This is a genomic window from Burkholderia sp. HI2500 (assembly GCF_002223055.1).
In the GTDB taxonomy this organism is placed as follows: domain Bacteria; phylum Pseudomonadota; class Gammaproteobacteria; order Burkholderiales; family Burkholderiaceae; genus Burkholderia.
The window spans coordinates 982,976-1,006,569 of record NZ_NKFL01000004.1; the positions used below are offsets into that span (position 1 = coordinate 982,976).

General features: G+C 68.5%; 22 protein-coding genes. 16 read left to right on the forward strand and 6 right to left on the reverse strand.

Translation table 11 applies throughout. The annotated features are described in order from the left end of the window. Positions 1–15 precede the first annotated feature (15 nt). From CFB45_RS07260 to CFB45_RS07325, 14 genes are all read left to right on the forward strand, one after another. Complete coding sequence (locus CFB45_RS07260) at positions 16–1,413, forward strand: flavin-containing monooxygenase (RefSeq protein WP_089425079.1); 1,398 nt, start codon at positions 16–18, stop codon at positions 1,411–1,413. Continuing rightward, positions 1,410–2,126, forward strand: coding sequence for an ABC transporter ATP-binding protein (locus CFB45_RS07265; protein ID WP_089425080.1), 717 nt, complete (start codon positions 1,410–1,412; stop codon positions 2,124–2,126). The genes CFB45_RS07260 and CFB45_RS07265 overlap by 4 nt, the downstream gene beginning before the upstream one ends. After that, complete coding sequence (locus tag CFB45_RS07270; RefSeq protein WP_089425081.1) at positions 2,123–3,532, forward strand: ABC transporter permease; 1,410 nt, start codon at positions 2,123–2,125, stop codon at positions 3,530–3,532. The genes CFB45_RS07265 and CFB45_RS07270 overlap by 4 nt, the downstream gene beginning before the upstream one ends. A 51-nt stretch (positions 3,533–3,583) precedes the next feature. Further along, positions 3,584–4,363: an outer membrane lipoprotein-sorting protein gene (locus tag CFB45_RS07275; RefSeq protein ID WP_089425082.1), complete on the forward strand. Its 780-nt coding sequence runs from the start codon at positions 3,584–3,586 to the stop codon at positions 4,361–4,363. Positions 4,364–4,461: 98 nt separating this feature from the next. Then, positions 4,462–5,703, forward strand: coding sequence for a hypothetical protein (locus CFB45_RS07280; protein ID WP_089425883.1), 1,242 nt, complete (start codon positions 4,462–4,464; stop codon positions 5,701–5,703). A gap of 19 nt (positions 5,704–5,722) precedes the next feature. Next, positions 5,723–6,139: a DUF4345 domain-containing protein gene (locus tag CFB45_RS07285; RefSeq protein ID WP_089425083.1), complete on the forward strand. Its 417-nt coding sequence runs from the start codon at positions 5,723–5,725 to the stop codon at positions 6,137–6,139. Continuing rightward, positions 6,132–7,244, forward strand: coding sequence for an esterase/lipase family protein (locus CFB45_RS07290; RefSeq protein ID WP_089425084.1), 1,113 nt, complete (start codon positions 6,132–6,134; stop codon positions 7,242–7,244). The genes CFB45_RS07285 and CFB45_RS07290 overlap by 8 nt, the downstream gene beginning before the upstream one ends. A gap of 3 nt (positions 7,245–7,247) precedes the next feature. Next, on the forward strand, positions 7,248–8,273 hold the full coding sequence (locus CFB45_RS07295) for a lipase secretion chaperone (protein ID WP_089425085.1): 1,026 nt from the start codon (positions 7,248–7,250) through the stop codon (positions 8,271–8,273). A 445-nt stretch (positions 8,274–8,718) separates the two neighbouring features. Continuing rightward, a complete protein-coding gene (locus CFB45_RS07300; protein WP_089425086.1) occupies positions 8,719–9,495 on the forward strand; it encodes a Crp/Fnr family transcriptional regulator in 777 nt (258 codons plus the stop codon). A gap of 106 nt (positions 9,496–9,601) precedes the next feature. Further along, positions 9,602–12,001 carry a putative bifunctional diguanylate cyclase/phosphodiesterase gene (locus CFB45_RS07305; RefSeq protein ID WP_089425087.1) on the forward strand — a complete coding sequence of 800 codons (2,400 nt, stop codon included), beginning with the start codon at positions 9,602–9,604 and terminating at the stop codon, positions 11,999–12,001. 19 nt (positions 12,002–12,020) lie between these two features. Next, positions 12,021–12,758: a TenA family transcriptional regulator gene (locus CFB45_RS07310; protein ID WP_089425088.1), complete on the forward strand. Its 738-nt coding sequence runs from the start codon at positions 12,021–12,023 to the stop codon at positions 12,756–12,758. Positions 12,759–12,851: 93 nt separating this feature from the next. Beyond that, positions 12,852–13,598, forward strand: a complete 747-nt coding sequence (locus CFB45_RS07315; RefSeq protein WP_089425089.1) for a response regulator transcription factor — start codon at positions 12,852–12,854, stop codon at positions 13,596–13,598. 305 nt (positions 13,599–13,903) lie between these two features. Further along, entirely contained in the window at positions 13,904–15,733 is a 1,830-nt protein-coding gene (locus tag CFB45_RS07320; protein WP_089425090.1) for an acyl-CoA dehydrogenase, read from the forward strand. Between the two features lie 148 nt (positions 15,734–15,881). Further along, positions 15,882–16,862, forward strand: a complete 981-nt coding sequence (locus tag CFB45_RS07325) for an NADPH:quinone oxidoreductase family protein (protein WP_089425091.1) — start codon at positions 15,882–15,884, stop codon at positions 16,860–16,862. Positions 16,863–16,932: 70 nt separating this feature from the next. Here the strand turns inward: CFB45_RS07325 and CFB45_RS07330 are convergent, their stop codons facing one another. Then, a complete protein-coding gene (locus tag CFB45_RS07330) occupies positions 16,933–17,577 on the reverse strand; it encodes an SGNH/GDSL hydrolase family protein (protein ID WP_089425092.1) in 645 nt (214 codons plus the stop codon). A gap of 38 nt (positions 17,578–17,615) precedes the next feature. Continuing rightward, entirely contained in the window at positions 17,616–18,152 is a 537-nt protein-coding gene (locus CFB45_RS07335; RefSeq protein ID WP_174975641.1) for a PadR family transcriptional regulator, read from the reverse strand. Positions 18,153–18,303: 151 nt separating this feature from the next. Here CFB45_RS07335 and CFB45_RS07340 point away from each other — a divergent pair, with 151 nt between their 5' ends. Both CFB45_RS07340 and CFB45_RS07345 read left to right on the forward strand, forming a co-directional pair. Further along, positions 18,304–20,328, forward strand: a complete 2,025-nt coding sequence (locus CFB45_RS07340; RefSeq protein ID WP_089425094.1) for an oxidoreductase — start codon at positions 18,304–18,306, stop codon at positions 20,326–20,328. 43 nt (positions 20,329–20,371) lie between these two features. Further along, the gene (locus CFB45_RS07345) at positions 20,372–20,812 is read left to right on the forward strand and encodes a nuclear transport factor 2 family protein (protein ID WP_089425095.1); all 441 of its coding nucleotides are present in this window, start codon (positions 20,372–20,374) and stop codon (positions 20,810–20,812) included. A gap of 34 nt (positions 20,813–20,846) precedes the next feature. Here the strand turns inward: CFB45_RS07345 and CFB45_RS07350 are convergent, their stop codons facing one another. The 4 genes from CFB45_RS07350 to CFB45_RS07365 form a co-directional block, all read right to left on the reverse strand. After that, complete coding sequence (locus tag CFB45_RS07350; protein WP_254600308.1) at positions 20,847–21,152, reverse strand: hypothetical protein; 306 nt, start codon at positions 21,150–21,152, stop codon at positions 20,847–20,849. Positions 21,153–21,300: 148 nt separating this feature from the next. Next, positions 21,301–22,368, reverse strand: a complete 1,068-nt coding sequence (locus tag CFB45_RS07355) for a maleylacetate reductase (protein ID WP_089425096.1) — start codon at positions 22,366–22,368, stop codon at positions 21,301–21,303. Between the two features lie 7 nt (positions 22,369–22,375). After that, complete coding sequence (locus CFB45_RS07360) at positions 22,376–22,678, reverse strand: Dabb family protein (RefSeq protein WP_089425097.1); 303 nt, start codon at positions 22,676–22,678, stop codon at positions 22,376–22,378. Beyond that, entirely contained in the window at positions 22,675–23,556 is an 882-nt protein-coding gene (locus CFB45_RS07365) for an intradiol ring-cleavage dioxygenase (protein ID WP_089425098.1), read from the reverse strand. The genes CFB45_RS07360 and CFB45_RS07365 overlap by 4 nt, the downstream gene beginning before the upstream one ends. Between the last annotated feature and the right edge of the window lie 38 nt (positions 23,557–23,594).

Below are 23,594 nucleotides of genomic sequence, written 5' to 3' on the forward strand. Positions count from 1 at the left end.
AAGAGGAGATCCACCATGACGGAACGCAACGACGGCGCGCGGTACTGCATCATCGGTGCGGGCGCGGCCGGGATTGCCGCCGCGAAGAACCTGCTCGCGGCCGGCATCGGCTTCGACGTGATCGAGCGCGAGGACGATGTCGGCGGCAACTGGTACTACGGCCGGCCGAGCGGCGCGGTGTATCGCTCGATCCACATGATCAGCTCGAAGCGGTTTTCCGAATACACCGATTTTCCGATTCCCGACGATTACCCGACCTACGCGCGCGGCGACCAGGCGCTCGCGTATCTGCGAGCGTACGCGCGGCGCTTCGGCGTGTACGACCGGATCGAGTTCGGCCGCTCGGTGCTCGAGATCGCGCCGGTGGCCGGCAGCACGCAGTGGCGCGTCGAACTGGATCGCGGCGAGGTGCGCACCTATCGCGGCGTGATCGTCTGCAACGGCCATCTGTCGCATCCGCAACTGCCCGACTATCCGGGCCGTTTCGACGGGCTGCAACTGCATTCGTCGCAGTACCGCACGCCGGAGATCTTCGGCGGCAAGCGGGTGCTGGTGGTGGGCGCCGGCAACTCCGGCTGCGACATCGCGGTCGAGGCCTCCCATCATGCACGCGCGGTGTTCCACAGCACGCGGCGCGGCTACTACTACTGGCCGAAATTCCTGTTCGGGATGCCGGCCGACGAGTGGGCCGAATGGCCGCTGCGGCTGCGCATGCCGCTGTGGGCGCGGCGTTTTTTCGGCGAGCGGCTGCTGCGCCTGACCACGGCCGGGCAGCCGGCGGACTACGGGCTGCGCAAGCCGGACCACAAGCTGTTCGAATCGCATTTCATCATCAACTCGACGCTGTTCTATCACCTGGGCCATGGCGACCTCGCCGCGCGGCCCGACGTGCGCGAGCTGAACGGCGATCGCGTCGTGTTCGTCGACGGCAGCGAGGAGCCGGTCGACGTGATCGTGTACGCGACCGGCTACCGGCCGAGCTTTCCGTTCATCGACCAGGCGCATCTGCAATGGCCGAAGTCGCGGCCGTCGCTGTACCTGAACATGTTCGACGCGCAGCACCGCGACCTGTTCTTCATCGGGCTGTTTCAGACATCGACCGGCAACTGGCCACTGATGGACTATCAGGCGCAACTGCTCGCGCGCTACCTGCATGCACGCGAGGCGGCGCCGCGCAAGGCCGCGCGCCTGGACCGGCTGATCACGCGCGGCCGCTCGGACTGGAGCGGCGGCATCGCGTTTCATCGCACGCCGCGGCATGTGATCGAGGTCGAGCATTTCGCCTACCGGCTGCAGTTGCGGCGGCTGATCCGCGGGCTGCCGGCCGTACCCGGCGAAGCCGGCGCCCACGCCGGCGCGAGCGCGTCGCAAGCGGCGCCGGTGCGGCACGTGCGCGCGGGAGGGGCGTCGTGAGTCTCGTGACCGTCGAACACCTGTCGAAGACCTACCTGCTCGACAGCGTGCGCGTGACCGGGCTCGCCGACGTGTCGGCGACGCTCGACGCGGGCCGCTTCACCGTGCTCAGCGGCCCGTCGGGAAGCGGCAAGACGACGCTGCTGAACATGATCGGCTGCATCGACCGCCCCGACAGCGGACGCGTGACGATCGCGGGCCAGGACACCGCGTCGCTATCCGACGACGCGTTGTCGGATTTTCGTGCGCGCCACGTCGGCTACGTGTATCAGACGTTCAACCTGCTGCCGGTGCTGTCCGCGTACGAGAACGTCGAGTATGCGCTGCTGATGGCGGGCTGGGCGCCCGCGCGGCGCGCGGCGCGGGTGCGGGACCTGCTCGATGCGGTCGGGCTGGCCGACAAGGCGCGGCACCGGCCGAGCCAGCTGTCGGGCGGCCAGCGCCAGCGGGTCGCGATCGCACGGGCGCTCGCGGCCGAGCCGGCGATGGTGCTCGCGGACGAGCCGACCGCGAACCTCGACAGCGCGACCGGGCACGCGATCATCGAACTGATGCGCGCGATCCAGCGCGAGCGCGACGTGTCGATCATCGTGTCGTCGCACGATCCGCAGGTCGTGCGCGTCGCCGACGAGGTGATCCGGATCCTCGACGGCCGCATCGTCGGCCACGACCGCGGCGGCGACGATGCCGCGGCGCAGGAGGCAGGCCGATGACCCATACGCTGATGCTCGCGCTGCGCAACCTGCAGCGCAACCGCCGGCGCTCGCTGACCACGCTGCTCGCGATGATCGTCGGCGTCAGCGCGATCCTGCTGTTCGGCGGCTTCAGCCGCGACATCACGCTCGGCCTGCAGACCGACTTCGTGCAGCGCAGCGGCCATCTGCAGATCCAGCGGCAGGGCTATTTCCTGTACGGCACGGGCGATCCTGCCGCGTACGGCATTCGCCGCTACCCGGCGCTGATCGAGCAACTGCGGCGCGATCCGCAGCTCGCTCCGCTGCTGCAGGTCGTCACGCCGACGCTGCAGTTCGGCGGGATCGCCGGCAATTTCGCGGCCGGCGTGTCGCGCACGGTGATGGGCTTCGGCGCGATTCCGGACGATCAGTACCGGATGCAGCAATGGAATGCGTACGGTTTTCCGCTGCGGCCGCGCGAATTCGCGTGGCGAGGCAGCGCCGACGACGCGGCGATCGTCGGCCTCGGCGTCGCGCGCGTGCTGCATCTGTGCGGGCCGCTGCACGTGCCGGATTGCCAGGACGCGCCGGCCGGGCCGGCCGAGCCGCCGGCCGACGCCCCGGCCGCGACCGCGCCGCCCGACGTGCTGGCGCTCGCGCAGGGCGAGGCCGGTGCGCGGCCGGCCGACGGCGGCGCGACCCATATCGAGGTGCTGACCGCGAGCGCGGGCGGGGCGCCGAACGTCGGCCGCTTCTCGGTCGTGAAGGCCGAGCAGCAGGGCGTGAAGGAACTCGACGACGTGTATCTCGCGGTGCGTCTGCCGCAAGCGCAGCGGCTCGTCTACGGCGGCGCCGAACCGCGCGCGACCGCGATCGAGATCCAGCTCGCGCGCACGGCCGATCTGCCGGCGGCGCGCGCGCGCCTGGCGCAGTTGCTGCACGGCGGCTTCGACGGCCAGCCGCTCGACGTCGTCGACTTCGCGACGCTGAACCCGTTCTACGACCAGACCAACCGGATGTTCTCGGTGATCTTCGGTTTCGTGTTCGTGCTGATCAGCGCGATCGTGCTGTTCGTGATCAGCAACACGATGAGCACGGCGATCATCGAGCGCACGGTCGAGATCGGCACGCTGCGCGCGATGGGGATGCGGCGCGGCGGCATCCAGGCGCTGTTCGTCTGCGAAGGCGCGCTGCTCGGCGTGGCCGGCGCGTCGCTCGGCGTGCTGGTCGCGCTCGCGATCGCCGCGGCCGTCAATCACAGCGGGCTCGCGTGGACGCCGCCCGCGCGGATCGACGCCGTCGCGCTGACGGTGCGCGTGTGGGGCGAGTGGCGCTCGATCGCCGTCACGTTCGTCGGGCTCGCGTGCGTGGCCGGGCTGTCCGCGTGGCTGCCGTCGCGGCATGCGGCGCGGCTGTCGATCGTCGACGCGCTGCGGCATGTGTGATGCCGTCCGTGCATCGCGTGGTTCGTTCATTTCACTTTCGGGAGAGCGCACGTGCGTCGCCTGTTCGTTTCATGCTGTCTGAGTCTTTCGTTCCTGGCCGGCGTCGCGCCTGCGCAGCCGGCGCCCGATCCGCAGAAGGTGCTCGCGGCGAGCGACGCGATCCGCACGCCGGAGAAATCGTTCGTGCTGACCGCGACGCTCGTCGAGTACCGCTCCGGCAAGCAGGTCGACGGCAATACGCTGTCGATCTATTCGAAGCCCGATGCGCCGGGCGGCGCGTTCCGCACGCTGGTGCGCTTCGTCGCGCCGGCGCGCGACACGGGCAAGCTGATGCTGAAGAACGGCAACGACCTGTGGTTCTACGATCCGGCGAACCAGGCGAGCGTGCGGATCTCGCCGGACCAGCGGCTGCTCGGTCAGGCCGCCAACGGCGACGTCGTGACGGTCAATCTCGCGCACGACTACACGGCCGAGCTGAAGGGCATCGAGGACATCGCCGACGGCGACCGGCAGACGCGCCGCGCATACCGGCTCGCGCTCACCGGCCACGGCGACGGGCTGACCTACCGCCGCATCGAGATCTGGATCGACGCGGCGAACAGCCGGCCGCTGAAGGCGCGCTTCTATTCGGAAAGCGACCGGCTGCTGAAGACGGCGTTCTACCGGCGCTACACGATGCAGCTCGGCGTCGAGCGGCCGACCGAGACCGTCATCATCGACGGGCTCGACAGCAACTGGGTCACGGTCATGCGCTTTTCCGACTACGCATGGCGCGACATTCCCGATGGCTGGCTGCAGCGCGACTACCTGTCCCGCTTCCAGGCGCAATGACGGTGTGGCGTCGAGGCCGGATCACCGCGCTCGCGTGTGTGCTGCTGCCGGCGCTCGCGTGCGCGGCCGAGGCGGGCGGGGCGGTGGGTGCGGCCGGCATGGGCGGTGCGGGCGGCGTGGATACGGCCGACGTGGATACGGCCGACGCCGCGGCGCTCGCGCTTGCCGACCAGTCGCCCGCGCCGCCGGCCGATACCGCGAAGCCGTGGAAGCTGAACGTGCAGGACGCGCTGCGCACGAGCCGCTATCGCGACGGCGGCGATGCGGGCCGCAACCAGCTGTCGATCGAATTCGAATACGGGCAGTGGCTGACGCCGGCCTTCGCCGCGCACTTCTCGATGCGCTTCGACCGCTTCGATCCGCTCGGGACGTCGCGCACGTCGTCGCGCGACGTGACGCTCGTGAAGGAAGCGTATGCGAGCTGGCGTGCGTCGCCGGCGTTCGTCGTCGACGCGGGGCGCGTGAACGAGCGGCTCGGCGCGGCGATCGGCTACAACCCGACCGACTTTTTCCGCGCGGGTGCGGTGAGCCTCGACGTGCCGCCCGACCCGGACAGCCGCCATACGAACCGGCTCGGCACCGTCGCGCTGCGCGCGCAGCAGGTGTGGGACACGGGCTCCGTCGCGGCGCTGCTGTCGCCGCGGCTCGAACGCCGCGCCCTGCCGGGCGACGCGGCCGCGGCGTCCGACCTGCAGCGCACCAACGGCGTCGATCGCTGGATGCTCGTCGCGAGCCAGCGGTTCACCGCCGCGCTCCAGCCGCAATGGATCGTCTACGGCGAAAGCGGGCAGGCGCCGCAGTTCGGCCAGAACCTGAGCGTGCTGCTCGGCAACTCGGTGGTCGCGTACGTCGAATGGGCGGGCGGCTACCGGCGCTCGTTGATCGCGCGGGCGACCGGCGCGGGCCACGACAGCGCGTTTCGCACCAGTTCGTCGGTGGGCGCGACGTGGACGCTGCCGGTCGACCTGTCGCTGAGCGCCGAATTCCAGAGCAACGGCGGCGGCGCGGATGCCGCGCAGTGGCGATCGCTGCAGCGCGCGAACCCGTACGCGTGGGGCAGCGCGGTGCGCACGACCATTGCCGCGCAGGAGCTGCAGACCCGTCACGGCGTGTTCCTGATGGCGGCGTGGCGCAATGTCGGCGTGCGCCGTCTCGACCTGTCGGGTTTCATGCAGGCCGATCTCGGCGGCGGCCGGCAATACTGGGTCGAGCTGCGTCGCCGCTTCGACCGGTTCGACGTCGCGCTGCAGTGGCTGCGTCAGGACGGGCCGTCGTGGAGCCGCTTCGGTGCGATGCCGGAGTCGAGCAGCGTGCAGGTGCTGGGCATTTTCTATCGATGACGAGGCAGGGAGAATTCGAATGAGCAAACGTGCGCTTCAGGCGGCGACCGCCGTGCTTGCGCTGGTCCCGACGATCACAGGGGGGCTCGGCATGATGGGCATTCACGATCCGCTGTATGCGTCGCTCGGCATTGCGCTGCCCGCGGACGCGACGCTGGACGGCAACCTGCGCTTCTACGCGGGCGTGTGGTTCGGGCTCGGGCTCGCGGCGTTCTCGGTGATCCCGCGAATCGAGCGCCAGGGGCGATTGTTCGCGATGCTCTGGGCGATGATCTTTCTCGGCGGTATCGGGCGGCTGATTTCACTCGCGTCGCTCGGGCTGCCGTGGCCGCCGTTCGTCGGCTTCACGGCGCTCGAAGTCGTCGGCGCGCCGGCGTTCATCGCCTGGCAGCGGCACGTGGCCGCCCGCGCAACCGGAGAGCACGCACATGCATGACATCGACCGCTTCGTCGACCGGCGCGCCGCGCTCGCGCGACGCCTGGCTCGCGTGTGCGCGCGCTTCCTGTCCCGCGCGGCGCTGCTCGCCTGCGTCGCGCTGGCTACGCCGCCGGCCGGCGCGCAGACGGCGGCCGGCGCCGCGCTCGACCACTACGCGGCCACCCGCTATCCGATCATCCTCGTGCACGGCCTGACCGGTACCGACGACTATTTCGGCGTCGTGCCGTACTGGTACGGCATGCAGGCCGACCTGCAACGGCATGGCGCGACCGTCTATGTCGCCGACCTGTCCGGGTTCCAGAGCGATCTCGGTCCCAACGGGCGCGGCGAGCAGCTGCTCGCGTACGTGAAGCAGGTGCTCGCGGTCACGGGCGCGGCCAAGGTGAACCTGATCGGGCACAGCCAGGGCGGGCTGACGTCGCGCTACGTGGCGTCGGTCGCGCCCGCGCTGGTCGCGTCGGTCACGACGATCGCGACGCCGCATCGCGGCTCGCAGTTCGCCGATTTCGTGCTGGGCGCGCTGAAGCTCGACCCGACGGGCCTCACGACACCGGTGTTCGGCACGCTGCTGAACCTGTTCGGGATCCTCACCAGCGACAAGCACAATACGAACCAGGATGCGATCGCCGCGCTCAACGCGCTCGGGACGACGTCTACCGCGCAGTTCAACCGGTTGTTCCCGAGCCCGGGCCTCGGCGCCGGCGCGTGCGGCACCGGCGCACCGGCCGAGACGATCGGCGGCAACCTGCATCTGCTGTATTCGTGGAGCGGCGCCGCCTACCAGCCCGTTTCGCTGCTCGGCATCGTGACGGGGGCCGTCGACACCAGCGTGATTCCCGTCATCGACCCGGCCAATGTGCTGGATCCGTCGACGCTGATGTTCCTGACGGCCGGCAACGTCATGGCGCTGGCCGGCGCAGGGCCGAACGACGGCTTCACGTCGACCTGCAGTTCGCTGTTCGGCACGGTCATCTCGACGCGTTACCGCTGGAATCACTTCGACGCGATCAACCAGTTGCTCGGCATTCGCGGCGCGTATGCGGAAGATCCGGTCGCGGCACTGCGCGTGCATGCGAACCGGCTGAAACTGCAGGGCGTGTGAGCGATGAGGACCGGGACGCTGTTGCAGCGCGCAGTGCTATATGGCGCGGCCGGCACGATCGCGGCGGCCGCGGTGTGGCACGCGCTCGGCCCGCCTGCGGTGCCGGCGGCCGTCGCGGGCGCCGCGCCCGCCATCGACGCCGGGGCGCCCGGCGCGGCGGCGGTGCGCCCGCCCACGGGCGCCGGGGCCGATGTCGCGCTGCCCGCGGCGCTGGCGGGGTCGAGTGCGCCGCGCCTGCCGGTCGGGCCGGACGGGCATCTCGCGAAGCGGCGCGCGGTGCGGGAATTCTTCGATTACTTGCTGCTCGCACGGCACGATCTGACGCCGGCCGCGCTCGATGCGCTGGTGGTGCGCGCGCTCGCCGCGCAGCCGATCGGCCCGCTCGCGCAGCGCGATGCGCTCGACCTGTGGCCGCGCTATCGCGCGTGCGTCGCGGCGTTCGATGCGCAGCCGGGTGTCGCGTCGCCCGGCCCCGGCCTCGATCCGGACGCGATCGCGGGTGCGCTCGAGCGGCGCGCGTCGCTCGCGAGCCGTTGGCTCGGCGACTGGAGCCCGCCGTTTTTCGGCGACGAATTCCGGCAGCAGCGCGACGACCTCGAGCGAATCCGGATCGCGCGCGATCCGTCGCTCGGCGATGCGCAGAAGCGCGAACGTCTGGCCGCGCTCGATCAGTCGCTGCCGCCCGGCATGCGCGACGCACGCGAGCGGCTCGCGCGGCAGCGTGACGCGATCGCGACGGTCGCACGGCTCGACGCGCAGCGCGCGACGCCCGATGCGCTGCGCGCGCAGCTCGGCGCCGACATCGCCGGGCGGGTCGTGCAGATGCAGCAGCGCGACGACGCCTGGCAAGCGCGCTATCGCGACTACACCGCTGAACGCACGCGGCTCGACGCGCAACACCTCGCGCCCGACGCACGCGACGCGCAGCTCGCGCAACTGCGACAGCGCGATTTTCCGGATCCGGCGGACGCGCTGCGCGCCGCGTCGCTCGACGCGGGCAGCACGTCCGGCGCCGCAGCCGCGCACTAGCGCGCGGCCTCACCCGATGTCGGCACGGCATGCCGGCGCGAGCCCGCTCATTCCACGCCCGTCATCGCGGAAGTGTGGGGCATGTCACTCAACCCGCATTATTTCCGATAATGAATTATTTTGATTTGCGGATGTAATCGCATTCCGGGGAATTGAATTTCATTGGTAATTTTCAATGATTCAAAAGGAATCCATTTTTGTTGAGCGGAGATTTAAGCGTTCAATGAATGATTGGCCGTGAAAAAACTCCCTGTGGCTGAATAAACTGTCAAATTACTTCATGTAACAAAGGCGGGGCGGCGCGAAGGACGGGCCTGCGTGATACCTTTTTGCTCAATGAAACCGGGATGAAAGCGTCAAAGCCGGGAAAACCGGAAAATCCATCCGGTTTAAAAGAGCATGAAGTTCGATGGCAGGGGCAGGGATACAACGTACGAGGTGCGCCGTGATACACGAGGCAAACAACGTCATCGAGTTGCCGCATGCACTTGGTGCCAATCATTTCCTGGCTGCGCTTGACGGAATGAAACTCGCGGAACTGGCGCCTCATCTGCAGCTGGCGAATCTCAAGACCGGCGAGGTGCTGTGCGAAGCCGGCGAGAACCCCGGTGCCGCCTATTTCCCCGTGACGGCGGGCATTTCGCTGCAGTACGCGTCAGGGGGCAAGGCGACGCTGAGTGTCGCGGAAATCGGCCGCGAGGGTGTCGTGTGCGACGACATCATCGGCAGTGCGATGCAGCGGCGCGTGGTCGTCTATCGCGGCGGCTTCGCCTACCGGCTGCCGTCACGCCGGTTCGCGCAAGCGTGCGACGCATCGGCCGCGATGCGGCGGCAGGTGTTCGCACGCATGCAGCTCGCGCTCTCGCAGGCGTCGCAAGTGATGTTCTGCAGCCGTCATCACGCGATGCGGCAGCAGCTCGGCCGATGGCTGTTGATCGCCTACGAGCGCTCGCGCAGCATCGAGATTCCCGTCACGCACGGCATGCTCGGCCAGTTGCTGGGCGTACGGCGCGAGACCGTCTCCGACACCACGCGGCAGCTCCACGAACTGGGCCTGATCCATCAGCACCGCGGCGCGATCGTGCTGTCGGATCTCGCGAATCTCGAACGGCACGGGTGCGACTGCCATCGCGTGATCCGGGACGAAGCGCGCCGCATCCTGGCGGTCGATGCCGTGGCGAATGCCGGCGTCGGGTCGTCATGCCGGGTGAGGACGACCTAGCCGCCCCGGGGCGCGGCGAGCCACGCGGGCGCGGAGCAGGGAGAGGCATCGATGCCGGACGCCCGGCCGGTGGCGTCGACAATAATCAGAAAAGCAGCCATTCAGTATGGAAAACATGTCGAAGCGCCAGAGTGAGCGCAGCTCGTTTTACGTGTGGCCGTGGAGTCCGGCGCTGGGCATCCTGCCGATCGTTGTCGTGATCGTCGCGCTGGCGGGGTTCGTTGCGGTCAGCCTGATCGTGATCATGTCGCTGCGTGTGTATGTCGGCGGCGAGAGCAGCTGGTCGAAGGCGCAGAAGGACGAGGTGATCCTGCTGACGCGCTATGGCCAGACCGGCGACGAGAAGCTGTTCGGCGACTACCTGACGGCCGACCGGACCCTCACGTTTCTCGGCGTCGCGCGCCGCGCGATGGTCGGCGTGCCGGCGGATTCCGGCATCGCGCGCGCGGCGATGATCGCGGCCGGCATCAATCCCGTCGATGCGGCAGCGGTGGTGTGGTTCTATCCGCTCCTGAGCAGCTTCGCGAGCCTGAGCGTCGCGCTGCGGTACTGGGAGGACGCGGACCGGCAACTGGTCGACCTGCGCCGGCTTGCCGACGCGCTGCGCGAGGCCGTGCAGGCGGCCGACGTGCGCCGCACGCGCCGTCTGAACCGCGAGATCTGGGATCTCAATTCGCGCATCGAGCCGCTGCCGAAGCGCTTTTCCGACGAACTGAGCGCCGAATTCCGCTCGGCGGTGATCCAGCTGTTCCTGTCGTACCTCGTGGCGTCGCTGCTGATCCTCCTGCTGTCGGTGCGCTGGGCGAGTCGTGCGCGACGTCAGCAGCTGTCGATGCAGACGGAGCTCGACCGGAGCCAGGCGTTCGCGGAAACCGCGCTGCGCTCGGTGGCCGACGCGATCATCACGATCGGCCTCACGCGCAGCATCGAGACGCTCAACCCGGCGGCCGAGCAACTGCTCGGCGCATCGTCGGACCAGTGCGTCGGCAAGCCGATCAACGACGTGCTGGACCTGATCGATACGTCGACCGGCATGTCGATCAAGCTGCTCGCGTCGTTCAGCAACAGCGGCGATCACACCTTCACGCGCGATCTCGACCTGATCCGCGGGTGCCGTTCCGCGGTGGCCGTGCGCGCCTCGCTGTCGAAGATGGACAACGCGGCGGGCCACTGCGTCGGATACGTGCTGATCCTGCGCGACATGTCGCGCGAATACCAGCTGATCGAGAAGCTGACCTGGCAGGCGTCGCACGATGCGCTGACCGGCCTCATCAACCGCTCCGAGTTCGAGCGGCGCCTCGGTGAAGCGCTGACGCAGCGCGCGGGCGGGATGCTGATGGTGCTCGATCTGGACGGCTTCAAGGAAATCAACGACGTATGCGGCCACGCGGCCGGCGACGCGCTGCTGCGCGACGCGACGTCGCTGTTCCGGCGCGGCCTCGGCGACGCCGACGTGGTCGGTCGGCTTGGCGGCGATGAGTTCGGCATCCTGTTGCCGGCCGGCCGCGACGGTGTGCCGGACGGCGGCAAGGCCGAGCGGATCCGCGCGAGCGTGGAGGATTTCACGTTCCGATGGGAAGGCGAGCCGTTCAAGATCAGCGTCAGCATCGGCGTGCTGGATCTCGCATGCCGGCCCGACAACGTCGAGACGGCGATGCAGATGGCCGATATCGCCTGCTATGTCGCGAAGGACCGCGGCCGCAATCGCGTGCACGTCGCCGATTCGCGCGACCTGAATTCGGGCCGCCAGGCGTATCACATGCAATGGAGCCGCCGCGTGAAGACGGCGCTCGAAACGGATTCGTTCCAGTTGTATGCGCAACGGATCGTGCCGATCCAGTCGGGACACGACGCGCGGGAACACGCGGAAATCCTGCTGCGCATCCCGGACGCTGACGGCAAGCTGATCTCGCCGGTGTTCCTGCCGGCCGCGGAGCGCTACGGCCACATGACGATGATCGACCGCTGGGTCGTGCGCACCGTGATCCGGCGCCTCGCGCGGCTCGAGCGGCGCCAGTACGTCGAATACAACGTGAACCTGTCGGCGATGTCGATTACCGACGAGCGCTTCGTCGAATTCGTGATCGCCGAGCTGTCGGCGTCGGCGCTCGATCCGTCGTTGCTGTGCTTCGAGATTACCGAGACGAGCGCGGTGCGCAACCTGGAAATCGCGTCGCGCTTCATGTGCGAGCTGCGCGATCTCGGTTGCCGGTTCGCGCTCGACGATTTCGGCGCCGGCATGTCGTCGTTCTCGTATCTGCGCCAGTTGCCGATCGACTATCTGAAGATCGACGGCGGCCTCGTGTCGAATATGACGTCCGACCACATCAAGCGCGGCATCGCGTGCGCGATCAACGACGTCGCGCACGTGCTGCAGTACCGCACCGTCGCCGAGCACGTCGAGGATACGGCGACGGCCGACATGCTGCGCGCGCTGGGCGTCGATTATTGCCAGGGCTATTACTTCGGCCGCCCCGCGCCCTGGCAGGAAGGGGGCTTTCATTGAACCACGGAGGATCGAACGCATGAGTGCTCCATTTGAGCTGACCGGCGACCTGATGGACCTGGCCAGCTATCCCGGCTGGTTGCGCGATGTGGTCGGCGCGACCGACGAGCTGAAGGCCCGCGTTCTCGCGCATCCGGTGTTCGCGGCGATGAGCGCCGGCACCTTGCGCGCGTCGCAGCTGCGCACGTTCTTCGTGACCGGCTGGGCGGTGGTCAGCCAGTTTCCGGAGTACATGGCGATGAACCTGGTGAAGACCGCCGCGTATCGGTCGCGCGGCGACGAGAAGGCGCGGCGCTACCTGATCCGCAACATCCGCGTCGAGCAGAATCACGTCGACCACTGGGCCAACTGGGCCGCCGAGTCCGGCGTGACGATCGACATGATGCTGGGCGGCGATGCGTCGCCGGACGGCTTCGCACTGAGCCACTGGTGCTGGCGCAGCGCCAGCGCCGACGCACTCGCGCCGAGCATCGCCGCGACCAACTATGCGATCGAAGGCGTGACGGGCGAATGGAGCGCGCTGCTGTGTGCGTCGTCGTACGAGACGCAGTTCGATCCGGCGGCGCGGCATCGCGCGATGCGCTGGCTCAAGTTGCATGCCGACTACGACGACCGGCATCCGTGGGAAGCGCTCGACATCGTCGCGACGCTGCTCGGCCGGTCGCCCGCCGCCCGCGACGTGCGCGACGTCGAGACGTCGATTCGCAAGAGCCTCGGCTATTTCGCGACGAGTCTCGATTGCTGCATGCAGGGGTAGGAGCCGGCACCGCGCGATCGCCGGCGCGCGAGCCGGCAGGATCGGCGCAACGTCGGCGTGTGTCGTCCAGGTTGTCGTGTCGAGCAATTTTTCATGGCCACCCAAGTTCTCGTCGTAGAGTCGAATCCGCGCACGCGCGACATGATCCGCGCGTTGCTGCGCAGTGCGCAGATCGATACGGCCGCGTTCGACGACGTGTCGATGTTGCCGACGCGCGTGGCGGCGGGGCCGCCGGCGCTGGTCGTGCTGCGCGTCGAGCAGCCGGCGACGCCCGCGTATGTGGCGCTCCGCGCGCTGCGCCGCGCGGGGTGCGACATCCCGGTGATCGTGCTCAGTCGCAGCGCGCAGACGCCCGACAAGGTCGTCGCGCTCGAGATCGGCGCGGACGACTACGTCGTCGAGCCGTTCGAGCCGATGGAGTTCATCGCGCGCGTGCGCTGCGCGATGCGCCGTCACGCGGCGAACCGTCCTCAACGGCCGCGCGCATCCGGCATTCCTGCGCCCTATGCATTCGGCGACATCGAGGTGGATTTCGCGAACCGGCGCGCGAGCCGCGCGGGGCGCGATCTCGGGTTGCGCGCGAGCGAGTTCACGCTGCTCGAGCTGTTCATCACGCAGCCGATGCGCGTGCTGTCGCGCACCGAGATCCTCGTGCTGCTCGGACTCAAGACGGCCGGGCGTTCCGAGCGCGGGCTCGACGTGCTGATCTTCCGCCTGCGCAACCTGATCGAGCAGGCCGTCGGCGACTATCGCTATATCCGCACCGTGCGCGGCAAGGGCTACATGTTCGTGCCGCTCGGCACGCTCGCCGACGACGGGCCGGCACCGCCGGACGCATGAGCGCCGCGGCCGGCTTTCACGATCCTTCCCGCCGGCCCGCTTGCAGCCGGATGACCGGGCAAGCGAGCATCCGGGCATCCGGGCATTGTCGGTTTAGAACGACCGTGCTAAATTCCCGCCAGCACTAGCAGTCACCGACTCACAGATCCGGTGCCGGCAACCGGCGCCCACGACGCGCGCCGGCGGGCCGCCCGACAGGAGACAGACGTGATGGAGCTTGCATCGTTCGGGCGTGCGCGGATCGACCGCGGCGCGCAGCGTACCGGCCGCGCGCGGCGGGCGCCGGGCACGCGGAGGGCAACACGATGAGCCTGTTGATGTCGCGACGCGATCTCGCGTTCCTGCTGTATGACTGGCTCGACGCGCAAGCGCTCGTCGCGCTGCCGCGTTACGCCGAGCACAGTCGCGAGACGTTCGACGCGGTGCTCGACACCAGCGAGCGGATTGCCGAAGACCTGTTCGCGCCGCATGCGGCGCGCGGCGATCGCGAGGAACCGCAGTTCGACGGCGAGCGCGTGACGCTGATCCCGGAAGTCGAACCGGCCGTGCGCGCCTTTGCGGATGCCGGGCTGATCGCCGCGGGCCACGACGAAGCGCTCGGCGGCATGCGCTTGCCGAAGCTGGTCGAGGCCGCGTCGTTCCTGTTCTTCCAGGCAGCGAACATCGCCACGTCCGCCTATCCGTTCCTGACCGCCGCCAACGCGAACCTGCTCGTCGCGCACGGCAGCCCCGCGCAGATCGACGCATTTGCGCGCCCCGAGCTGGAAGGGCGCTATCTCGGCACCATGTGCCTGTCCGAGCCGCAGGCCGGTTCGTCGCTGTCCGACATCGCGACGCGCGCGGATTTCGAAGGCGATTCGCCGCTCGGCCCGCGCTACCGGCTGACCGGCAACAAGATGTGGATCTCGGGCGGCGAACACGAACTGACGGAGAACATCGTCCACCTCGTGCTCGCGAAGATTCCCGACGAACACGGCCGGCTGCTGCCCGGCACGCGCGGCATCTCGCTGTTCATCGTGCCCAAGTACCTGCCGGGCGCCGACGGCGCGGTGCAGGGCGAGCACAACGACGTGGTGCTCGCGGGGCTGAACCACAAGATGGGTTACCGCGGCACCACCAACTGCCTGCTGAACTTCGGCGAAGGCACGCGCTACCGCCCGGAAGGGCGCGCAGGCGCGATCGGCTATCTGGTCGGCCAGCCGAACCACGGCCTCGCCTACATGTTTCACATGATGAACGAGGCGCGCATCGGTGTCGGCGCGGGCGCGGTGGCGCTCGGCTACACGGGTTACCTGCACGCGCTCGACTATGCGCGCAACCGGCCGCAAGGGCGCCCGCTCGGGCCGGCGGGCAAGGATGCCGCCGCGCCGCAGGCGCCGATCGTCGACCATCCGGACGTGCGGCGCATGCTGCTCGCGCAGAAGGCCTATGTCGAAGGCGGTCTCGCGCTGATCCTGTATTGCGCGAAACTGGTCGACGAAGCACGCGCGCATGACGATGCGGACGTGCGCGCTCAATCCACGCGCCTGCTCGACATCCTGACGCCGATCGCGAAAAGCTGGCCGTCGCAGTGGTGTCTCGCGGCGAACGACCTCGCGATCCAGGTGCACGGCGGCTATGGCTACACGCGCGACTATGCGGTCGAACGGCTCTATCGCGACAATCGTCTCAACCCGATCCACGAAGGCACGCACGGCATCCAGGCGCTCGACCTGCTGGGCCGCAAGGTCGCACAGGACGATGGCGCGTTGCTGCACGCACTCGATGCGCGGATCGGCGCGACTGTCGAACGCGCGCGGACGCTCGATGCCGACCTGCGCGAGCGGGCCGATGTGCTGGCGCGGCGGTGGGCGCGGCTGGTCGAGGTCACACGGCAACTCGGCGCGATCGGCGATCCGCAGGCGCGGCTCGCGAACGCGAGCGTCTATCTGGAAGCGTTCGGCCATCTTGTCGTGGCATGGCTGTGGCTCGACGTGACGCTCGCCGCGCACGGGCACGCCGACGATTTCCACGACGGCAAGCGTGCGGCGGCCCGCTATTTCTTCAACTGGGAATTGCCGAAAGTGGATGCGCAGCTCGATCTGCTCGCGAGCGTCGACACGACGACGCTCGACATGCGCGACGCGTGGTTCTGATCATTGCCTCACCGACATTCCGGTATGCAGACGATGTCGCGGATGCCGATTCCGTCGGCTGTTGCGGATTCGTCGTGAACCGGCCATGCGGGCGCGCCCCGCGGGATGACTCGATGCGCGGCCACGCCGCACAAGGAGAGAGACGAACATGAAAGCCCTGTTGTGTACCGCATTCGGCCCGATCGACAGCTTGCGCATCGAGGACGTGGCGATTCCCGAGCCGGCCGCGGGCCAGGTCCGGGTTCAGGTGAAGGCCGCGTCGCTCAATTTCCCCGACGCGCTGATTGTCCAGGGGCTATACCAGGTGAAGCCGGCGCTGCCGTTTTCGCCGGGCGCGGAATTTGCCGGCGTGATCGACGCGGTGGGCGAGGGCGCGACCGCGTGGCAGCCGGGGGATGCGGTGGTCGCGTTCACCGGGCACGGCGGCTTTGCGCAGCAGTGCGTGGCCGACGTGCACCAGATTGCCGCGCTGCCGCCGGGCATGACATTCGAGCAGGGCGCGGCGCTCGTGCTGGCGTACGGCACGTCGCTGCACGCGTTGCAGCAGCGGGCGCGGCTGCAAGCAGGCGAGACATTGCTCGTGCTGGGCGCGGCGGGCGGCGTTGGCCTCGCCGCGATCGAGATCGCGAAGGCACTCGGCGCACGCGTGATCGCGGCGGCGTCGAGTGCGGACAAGCTGGCGCTGTGCCGCGAAGCGGGCGCCGACGAGACGATCGACTATGCGACCGAAGACCTGCGCCGCCGCGTGGACGAATTGACCGGCGGGCGCGGTGCGGACGTCGTCTACGATCCGGTGGGCGGTGCCTACAGCGAAGCGGCGTTGCGCGCGACCGCGTGGCGCGGCCGGTTCCTCGTGGTCGGCTTCGCGGCCGGCGAGATTCCGAAGCTCGCGCTGAACCTGGCGCTGCTCAAGGAGCGCGACATTCTGGGCGTGTTCTGGGGCGATGCGGTGCGCCGCGATCCGAAGCAGCATGTCGCGAACATGCGCCTGCTGGCCGAATGGTTCGCGGCCGGCAAGGTACGACCCGCGATCACCGAGCGTGTGTCGCTGGCCGGTGCGGCCGATGCGATCGCGCGGATGGCCAACCGGCAGGTGAAGGGCAAGGTGGTGATCCTGCCGGACGCGTGACCGGCTTTCCGCGCGCGGCGCGCCGTGTTCCGGCACACGCCGCGCGGCGGCGGTCCGCCGCTCGTGCGCGTTACGCGATCTGCTGCAGAAGGGCCGCGACCCGCTGCCCGAGCGCACGATGCTGATCGGCCGCGAAGTGAACGCCATCCACCGGGCTCACCTCGATGATCGCGCCGGCATCGAGAAAGTGCGCACCGGCGTCGCTTGCCACCTGTTCGTACCGCTTCGCGAGCTGCCGCGACTTCGCTGCGCCGCCCGCGAAGATCTCGCCGAGGAAGCCGACTTCGATGATCGGCGCAGGTGCCATCAGCACGAGCGTCGGTGACGTACCGGACGGACCAGCACCGCACGCGGCGATCTCGGCAAGCAGCACGCCGACCGACGTCGCGATGTCGGCGGGCGTGACCGAGAAGCGTGTCTTCAGATCGTTGGTCCCGAGCATCAGCACGACGACATCGACGGGCAAGTGACTTTCGACGCACGCGCGCAGATACGACAAACCGTTCTTGTGCCGGCCTTCGATCGGATCGTCATGCACGGTCGTGCGCGCGGGCAACCCTTCTTCGATGACCCGCCAGCTCGCGCCGAGCGTGTGCGCCAGCACACCGGTCCAGCGTTCTTCGCGTGCGAACCGCTCCAGTACGCCGGCACGCGTCATCGGGCGTGTACCGTGTGTGTTCGAATCGCCGTAGCAGAGCACGGTTTTCTGCGTCATCGTCAGGTCCTCCGTCAGTCGTTCAGTCGTTCAGTCGTTCAGTCTTTCGGCAAGCGCAGCACGTCGAGCGCGTGCTGCGAGAATTCGACCCAGAACCGCTCGTTCGCGATGCCGGCTTGCAGGACCAGGTGCTGAAGGCGCTTCGTGCGCGAATCGGCGCTTTCCGAAAAATCGCGTGCCTCGATCTGCAGATACAGGTCGAGCTTCTCCTGGTGCAACGCGATGCGCCGCCTGATTTCGTCCTCGAGGCCGGCCGGGCCGAGCACCGCTTCCGCGCGCAGGCGCACCATCAACGCTTCGCGCAGCGGCGTCGGGTCTTCCGGTTCGGCGATCCAGCGGCGCAACTCCTTCTTGCCCGCCGGCAGGATCCGGTACGCGCGCTTGCGGCCGCGCCCCGATTCGGCCGGCAGCGATTCGATCCAGCCCGTTTCCTCGAGACGTCCCAGCTCGCGATAGATCTGCTGGTGCGTCGCCTGCCAGAAATAACCGATCGAGCGATCGAAACGGTCGGCGAGTTCGGAGCCCGAACCCGGGCGTTCGGCAAGCGCGGTGAGGAGTGCGTGGGGCAAGGACATGTCGGATCGGAGGAGGCCGCGGAATGAACCGCATCTTGCCATATCGGGGCCACAGTACAAGATGGCGGATGCGTTTATGCAACGGGTTGCATAAACGAAAGCGGTCGACTACTATCTGTGCAACTTGTTGCATAAAAATTGGAGACACCCCATGACATCGCGTTATCCGCATCTGACGACCCCGCTCGAGCTCGGCTTCACGTCGCTCAGGAACCGCGTGCTGATGGGGTCGATGCACGTGGGCCTCGAGGAAGCGCCGAACGGCTTCGAGCGGATGGCGGCGTTCTATGCGGAGCGTGCGCGCGGCGAGGCCGGCCTGATCGTCACGGGCGGATTTGCGCCGAACGAGCGGGGCCGTCCGGCGCCCGGCGGCGCGATGCTGACGACCGAAGCAGAAGCGGAGCGTCATCGTGTCGTGACGCGCGCGGTGCATGCGGAGGGCGGCAAGATCGCGCTGCAGATCCTGCATTTCGGGCGCTACGCGTATCACCCGGCGCTCGCCGCGCCGAGCGCGCTGAAGGCGCCGATCAACCCGTTCACGCCGCATGCGCTGACGAGTGATGAAGTCGACGAGACGATCGCCGATTTCGTCCGATGTGCGGCCCTCGCGCAGCAGGCGGGCTACGACGGCGTCGAGATCATGGGATCCGAAGGCTATCTGATCAACGAATTCATCGCCGCGCGCACGAACCATCGCGACGACGCATGGGGCGGCGCGTACGAGAACCGCATCCGTTTCCCGGTCGAGATCGTGCGGCGCGTGCGCGAGCGGGTCGGCACGAACTTCATCATCATCTACCGGTTGTCGATGCTCGATCTCGTCGAAGGCGGCTCGACGCTCGACGAAGTGATCCGGCTCGCGCAGGCGATCGAAGCGGCCGGTGCCACGATCATCAATACGGGCATCGGCTGGCACGAGGCGCGCATTCCGACCATCGCGACGAAGGTGCCGCGCGCCGCGTACGCCTGGGTCACGCGGCAGTTGATGGGCAAGGTCGGCATCCCGCTCGTCGCGACCAACCGGATCAACACGCCGGAAGTCGCGGAGCAACTGCTGGCCGACGGCTATTGCGACATGGTGTCGATGGCGCGGCCGTTTCTCGCCGATGCCGAGTTCGTGCGCAAGGCACGGGAAGGGCGCGCGGACGAAATCAACACGTGCATCGGCTGCAACCAGGCCTGCCTCGACCACACGTTCAGCGGCCGGATCACGTCGTGCCTCGTGAATCCGCGTGCGTGCCATGAAACCGAGCTCGTGATTCGCCCCGCGCAGCAGCGCAAGCGGATCGCCGTGGTCGGCGCCGGGCCGGCGGGCCTCGGCTTCGCGGTCACCGCGGCCGAGCGCGGTCATGCGGTGACGCTGTATGAAGCCGGCGCCGAGATCGGCGGCCAGTTCAACATCGCGAAGAAGGTGCCCGGCAAGGAGGAGTTCAACGAGACGCTGCGCTATTTCCGTCGGCAGCTCGAACTGCGCGGCGTGACGCTCCACCTCAATACGCGCGCGACCGCCGAGCTGCTGCTGCAACACGAATTCGACGAAGTGGTGATCGCGACGGGCATCGTGCCGCGCACGCCACCGATCGACGGTGTCGGGCACGCCAAGGCGCTCGGCTATCTCGACGTGCTGCGCGACGGCAAGGCGGTAGGACGCAGCGTTGCGATCGTCGGCGCCGGCGGGATCGGCTTCGACGTCGCGGAATATCTCGTGCATCGTGCGGGCGCCGGGCACGTCGACGCGGACCGCTTCTTCGCCGAGTGGGGTGTCGACCCGTCGTATGCGAACGCAGGCGGCTTGCGTCACGCGCACCCCGAGCCGGCAGCGCGGCAAATCCATCTGCTGCAGCGCAAGGCATCGAAAGTTGGCGACGGGCTCGGCAAGACCACCGGATGGATCCACCGCACGGCGCTGAAGGCGCGCGGGGTCGGGATGTCGTCGGCGGTGACCTACCGGCGTATCGACGACGATGGATTGCACGTGACGATCGATGGCATCGAGCAGACGCTGCCGGTGGACAACGTCGTGATCTGCGCGGGGCAGGAGCCGTTGCGCGAACTGGCGGAGCAACTGGAGACCGCCGGGCGCAAGGTGCAGGTGATCGGCGGCGCGTACGAAGCGGCCGAGCTCGACGCGAAGCGCGCGATTCACCAGGGCACGACGCTGGCCGCGACCCTTTGAGACCGATACGTTTCTTTTCCGCCCGACGATACAGGAGTTTTCGATGACGAACGCACCGCTGCATCTTCAACCCGCTGTCGCGCAATCGCTCGACACGTGGCACGCGATGGTCGAACGCAAGGATTTTGACGCACTGGAATCGATCGTCCATCCGGACGCCGTGTTCCGCTCACCGATGGCGTTCAAGCCGTACGGGCCGGCGCCCGCGTTATTGCTGGCGTTGCGCACGGTCATCACGATCCTCGAGGATTTCACCTATCACCGCCAGTTCGTCACCGACGACGGCGAGAGCGTGGTGCTGGAGTTCAGTGCGGCCATCGGCGACAAGGCGCTGAAGGGGATCGACATGATCCGCTTCGACGAAGAAGGGCGGATCGTCGAGTTCGAGGTCATGATCCGGCCGTTCAATGCGCTGCAGGCACTCGGTGCCGAAATGGGCGCGCGGCTCGCCCAGCAGTTGCCGTCGTTCAAGCTCGGCGGTTGAGCGGGGCGATTGCGGCGCAGTGGCCGCCGCGCGCTTAGCGCGCGAGTTGTGCCTGCGCGAGCCGCCCCAGGCAGCGGACGCCGTCCTCGATGTGTTCGTTCCACACGTGCCCCGCGCTCAGGCGCAGGCAATGGCGAAAGCGCCGGCTGGCCGAGAAGATGTCACCCGGCGCGAAGCAAATACCCTGTTCGAGCGCGGCATCGAACAGCGCGCGTGAATCGAATCGCTTCGGCAGTTCGAGCCAGAGCACGAAGCCGCCGGCCGGCCGGCTCACTTTCGTGCCAGGCGGAAAGCTGGCCTCGATCGTGCGCGTCATCCGCGCCAGGTTGTCCTCGAACACGCGCCGGACGCGGCGCAAATGCGCGTCGTATGCGCCGCTCCGCCAGGAAGTCGGCCAGCGCGAGCTGCAGCAACACGGGGCCCAGCATCGATGCGGCGACGAGGCCGGTCGGGCCGTAGCCGACGATCGCGTCGTCACAGTGTTCGATTCAGCGCGCGGTCGTACCGGGCAGGTTGCCGTCGAACGCGTCCTGCAGCAGCGCGCGCAGGCCGTCGCGTTCGATCGGGCGCGGGTTCCAGTACGGATTGGCGGCCGCGATGTCGGCGGCGCGATCGAGGTCGGCTTCCTGCATCCCGATCGCCTTCAGCGAGACCGGCGCGCCGTTGTCGAGCGCCAGCGCGTAGAGGCCGCGTGCGGCGTCGTTCGTGCCGATCGCGCGGGCGATCCGCTGCATTGCTTCCGGCGCGTGCGCGGCGTTGTATGCGAGCGCATGCGGCAGCACGACCGTGTGGGTCGGCGCGTGCGGCAGGTTGAAGCTGCCGCCGAGCGTGTGACAGAGCTTGTGGTGCAGCGCCATGCCGACGTTGCCGAGCACCATGCCGCACAGCCACGCGCCGTAGAGCGCGTCGCTGCGCGCGTCGAGATCGGCCGGGTCGCGCCGCACGCCGGGCAGGCCGCGCGCGAGTGCGCGAATGCCTTCTTCGGCCACGAGGCTCATCACCGGATTCGCGTTGTTCGCGTAGAGGCCTTCCGCCGCGTGCGCGATCGCATTGAGGCCGCTCGTCACCGACAGCCCGATGGGCAGCGTGACGGTGAGCGCGGGATCGTAGATCACCGTCTTCGGCAACACGCGAGCGTCGGAGCCCGTGCGCTTGACGCCGCCTTCGGTCAGGCCGTAGATCGGCGTCATCTCGCTGCCGGCGTACGTCGTCGGAATCGCGAGGATCGGCAGGCTGCTTTCGAGCGCGATCGCCTTGCCGAGGCCGATCGTCGAACCGCCGCCGATCGCGATCGCGCAGTCGGCATCGCGCGACCTGGCGAACGCCTGCGCATCGCGGGCAATCTCGATCGGCACGTGCATCGTCGCGCGATCGTACAGCCCGGCCGCGCGCGCACCGAGCCGCTCGACGAGGCGTTGCGCGAGATCGCGCTGTTCCGGTGTGCAGAGCACGATCGCGCGTTGCGCGCCCAGTTCCAGCACTTCGCGTTCGAGATGCTCGAGGCTGCCTGCGCCGAAGATCACGCGGGCGGGGCGGGCCTGGTAGATGAAGTTCATGGCGTCGTTACTCCGTTGCGTAGTCGACCTGATGGCGCGAGATGCGCAGGCCCGTCAGTGCGTCGCGTACGCGTGCGTGTTCGGGATGCGTCGCGTATGCGTCGAGTGCTTCGCGCGATTCGAAATCGGCGACGAGAATCAGGTCGCACGCGTAGTCGGCCGCGCTGAAATCCGCGCCGACTTCGAGGTGCATCATGCCCGGAATCCGGCCGCGCAGGCTTTCGAAGGCGGTCTTGACGATGGTGCGTGCCACCGCGCGCTCGGGTTCGGCCGCGCCGGCGACGTTCCACATCACGACGTGGCGGATCATGCGGCGCGCTCCGCGGGATTGAGCACGAAGTCGTAATCGAGCGTGTAGAACGGCGTGTCCATGCGCGAGCCGTCCGGCGCGATGCCGGGCGCGTGCCGGATCCAGTCGGCGACGAGCGTCGACCGTACGCCGAACACCGCATCGGAGTCGAGATAGCGGTCGCCGTCGCGGAACACGTGCGTAATCAGCGTTTCGTAGCCGCGCGCCTCGATCATGAAGTGCAGGTGCGCGGGCCGCCACGGATGACGGCCGAGCGCGTCGAGCATCGCGCCGACGGGGCCGTCGTGCGGAATCGGATACGGCTCCGCGAGGATCGAGCGGAATGCGTAGCGGCCGTCGGTATCCGTGCGCAGCCGGCCGCGCGCGCGGTGCGTGACCGAGCCGTCGTCGGCCGGAAGCTGCACGTCGTAGTGCCCGTCCTCGTCGGCTTGCCAGACTTCCAGCGACGCGTGCGCGATCGGCAGGCCGTCGATGCCGCGCACGTGGCCCGACACGAAGCACGGCTCGCCGCAGGCGCCGTTCGCGATGTCGTCGAACATCCCGAAATCGCGGCTGCCTTCGACGTAGAACGGGCCGAACACGGTCGCCTCCGTGCAGCCGGCCGGCTTCGCGTGATTCTGCGCGGTGACGAGGGTCGACAGCCCGAGCACGTCGGACAGCAGGATGAACTCCTGGCGCTTGTCGTCGGTGATGTGGCCCACGGCCGTCAGGAAGCCGATCGCGGCTTGCCATTCGGCCTCGGTGAGCTTCGTCTCCCGTGCAAACGAGTGCAGGTGCTGGACGAGGCTGGTCATCACCGTGCGCAACCGCTCGTCGCGACAGCCGCCCAGCGACGCGATCACGGCCTGTGTGATGGTGTCTTCGTTGAGATTGCGCATAGGGGGTGTCTCCTGATGTCGTTGGATAGCGCGTTGAC

Coding starts and splice junctions, on each gene's coding strand:
- CFB45_RS07355 (WP_089425096.1), bottom strand. CDS start 22,368: ATGAACTTCATCTACCAGGCCCGCCCCGCCCGCGTGATCTTCGGCGCA.
- CFB45_RS07330 (WP_089425092.1), bottom strand. CDS start 17,577: ATGACGCAGAAAACCGTGCTCTGCTACGGCGATTCGAACACACACGGT.
- CFB45_RS07260 (WP_089425079.1), top strand. CDS start 16: ATGACGGAACGCAACGACGGCGCGCGGTACTGCATCATCGGTGCGGGC.
- CFB45_RS07315 (WP_089425089.1), top strand. CDS start 12,852: ATGGCCACCCAAGTTCTCGTCGTAGAGTCGAATCCGCGCACGCGCGAC.
- CFB45_RS07335 (WP_174975641.1), bottom strand. CDS start 18,152: ATGTCCTTGCCCCACGCACTCCTCACCGCGCTTGCCGAACGCCCGGGT.
- CFB45_RS07345 (WP_089425095.1), top strand. CDS start 20,372: ATGACGAACGCACCGCTGCATCTTCAACCCGCTGTCGCGCAATCGCTC.
- CFB45_RS07340 (WP_089425094.1), top strand. CDS start 18,304: ATGACATCGCGTTATCCGCATCTGACGACCCCGCTCGAGCTCGGCTTC.
- CFB45_RS07325 (WP_089425091.1), top strand. CDS start 15,882: ATGAAAGCCCTGTTGTGTACCGCATTCGGCCCGATCGACAGCTTGCGC.
- CFB45_RS07285 (WP_089425083.1), top strand. CDS start 5,723: ATGAGCAAACGTGCGCTTCAGGCGGCGACCGCCGTGCTTGCGCTGGTC.
- CFB45_RS07290 (WP_089425084.1), top strand. CDS start 6,132: ATGCATGACATCGACCGCTTCGTCGACCGGCGCGCCGCGCTCGCGCGA.
- CFB45_RS07280 (WP_089425883.1), top strand. CDS start 4,462: ATGGGCGGTGCGGGCGGCGTGGATACGGCCGACGTGGATACGGCCGAC.
- CFB45_RS07305 (WP_089425087.1), top strand. CDS start 9,602: ATGGAAAACATGTCGAAGCGCCAGAGTGAGCGCAGCTCGTTTTACGTG.
- CFB45_RS07360 (WP_089425097.1), bottom strand. CDS start 22,678: ATGATCCGCCACGTCGTGATGTGGAACGTCGCCGGCGCGGCCGAACCC.
- CFB45_RS07365 (WP_089425098.1), bottom strand. CDS start 23,556: ATGCGCAATCTCAACGAAGACACCATCACACAGGCCGTGATCGCGTCG.
- CFB45_RS07270 (WP_089425081.1), top strand. CDS start 2,123: ATGACCCATACGCTGATGCTCGCGCTGCGCAACCTGCAGCGCAACCGC.
- CFB45_RS07310 (WP_089425088.1), top strand. CDS start 12,021: ATGAGTGCTCCATTTGAGCTGACCGGCGACCTGATGGACCTGGCCAGC.
- CFB45_RS07295 (WP_089425085.1), top strand. CDS start 7,248: ATGAGGACCGGGACGCTGTTGCAGCGCGCAGTGCTATATGGCGCGGCC.
- CFB45_RS07320 (WP_089425090.1), top strand. CDS start 13,904: ATGAGCCTGTTGATGTCGCGACGCGATCTCGCGTTCCTGCTGTATGAC.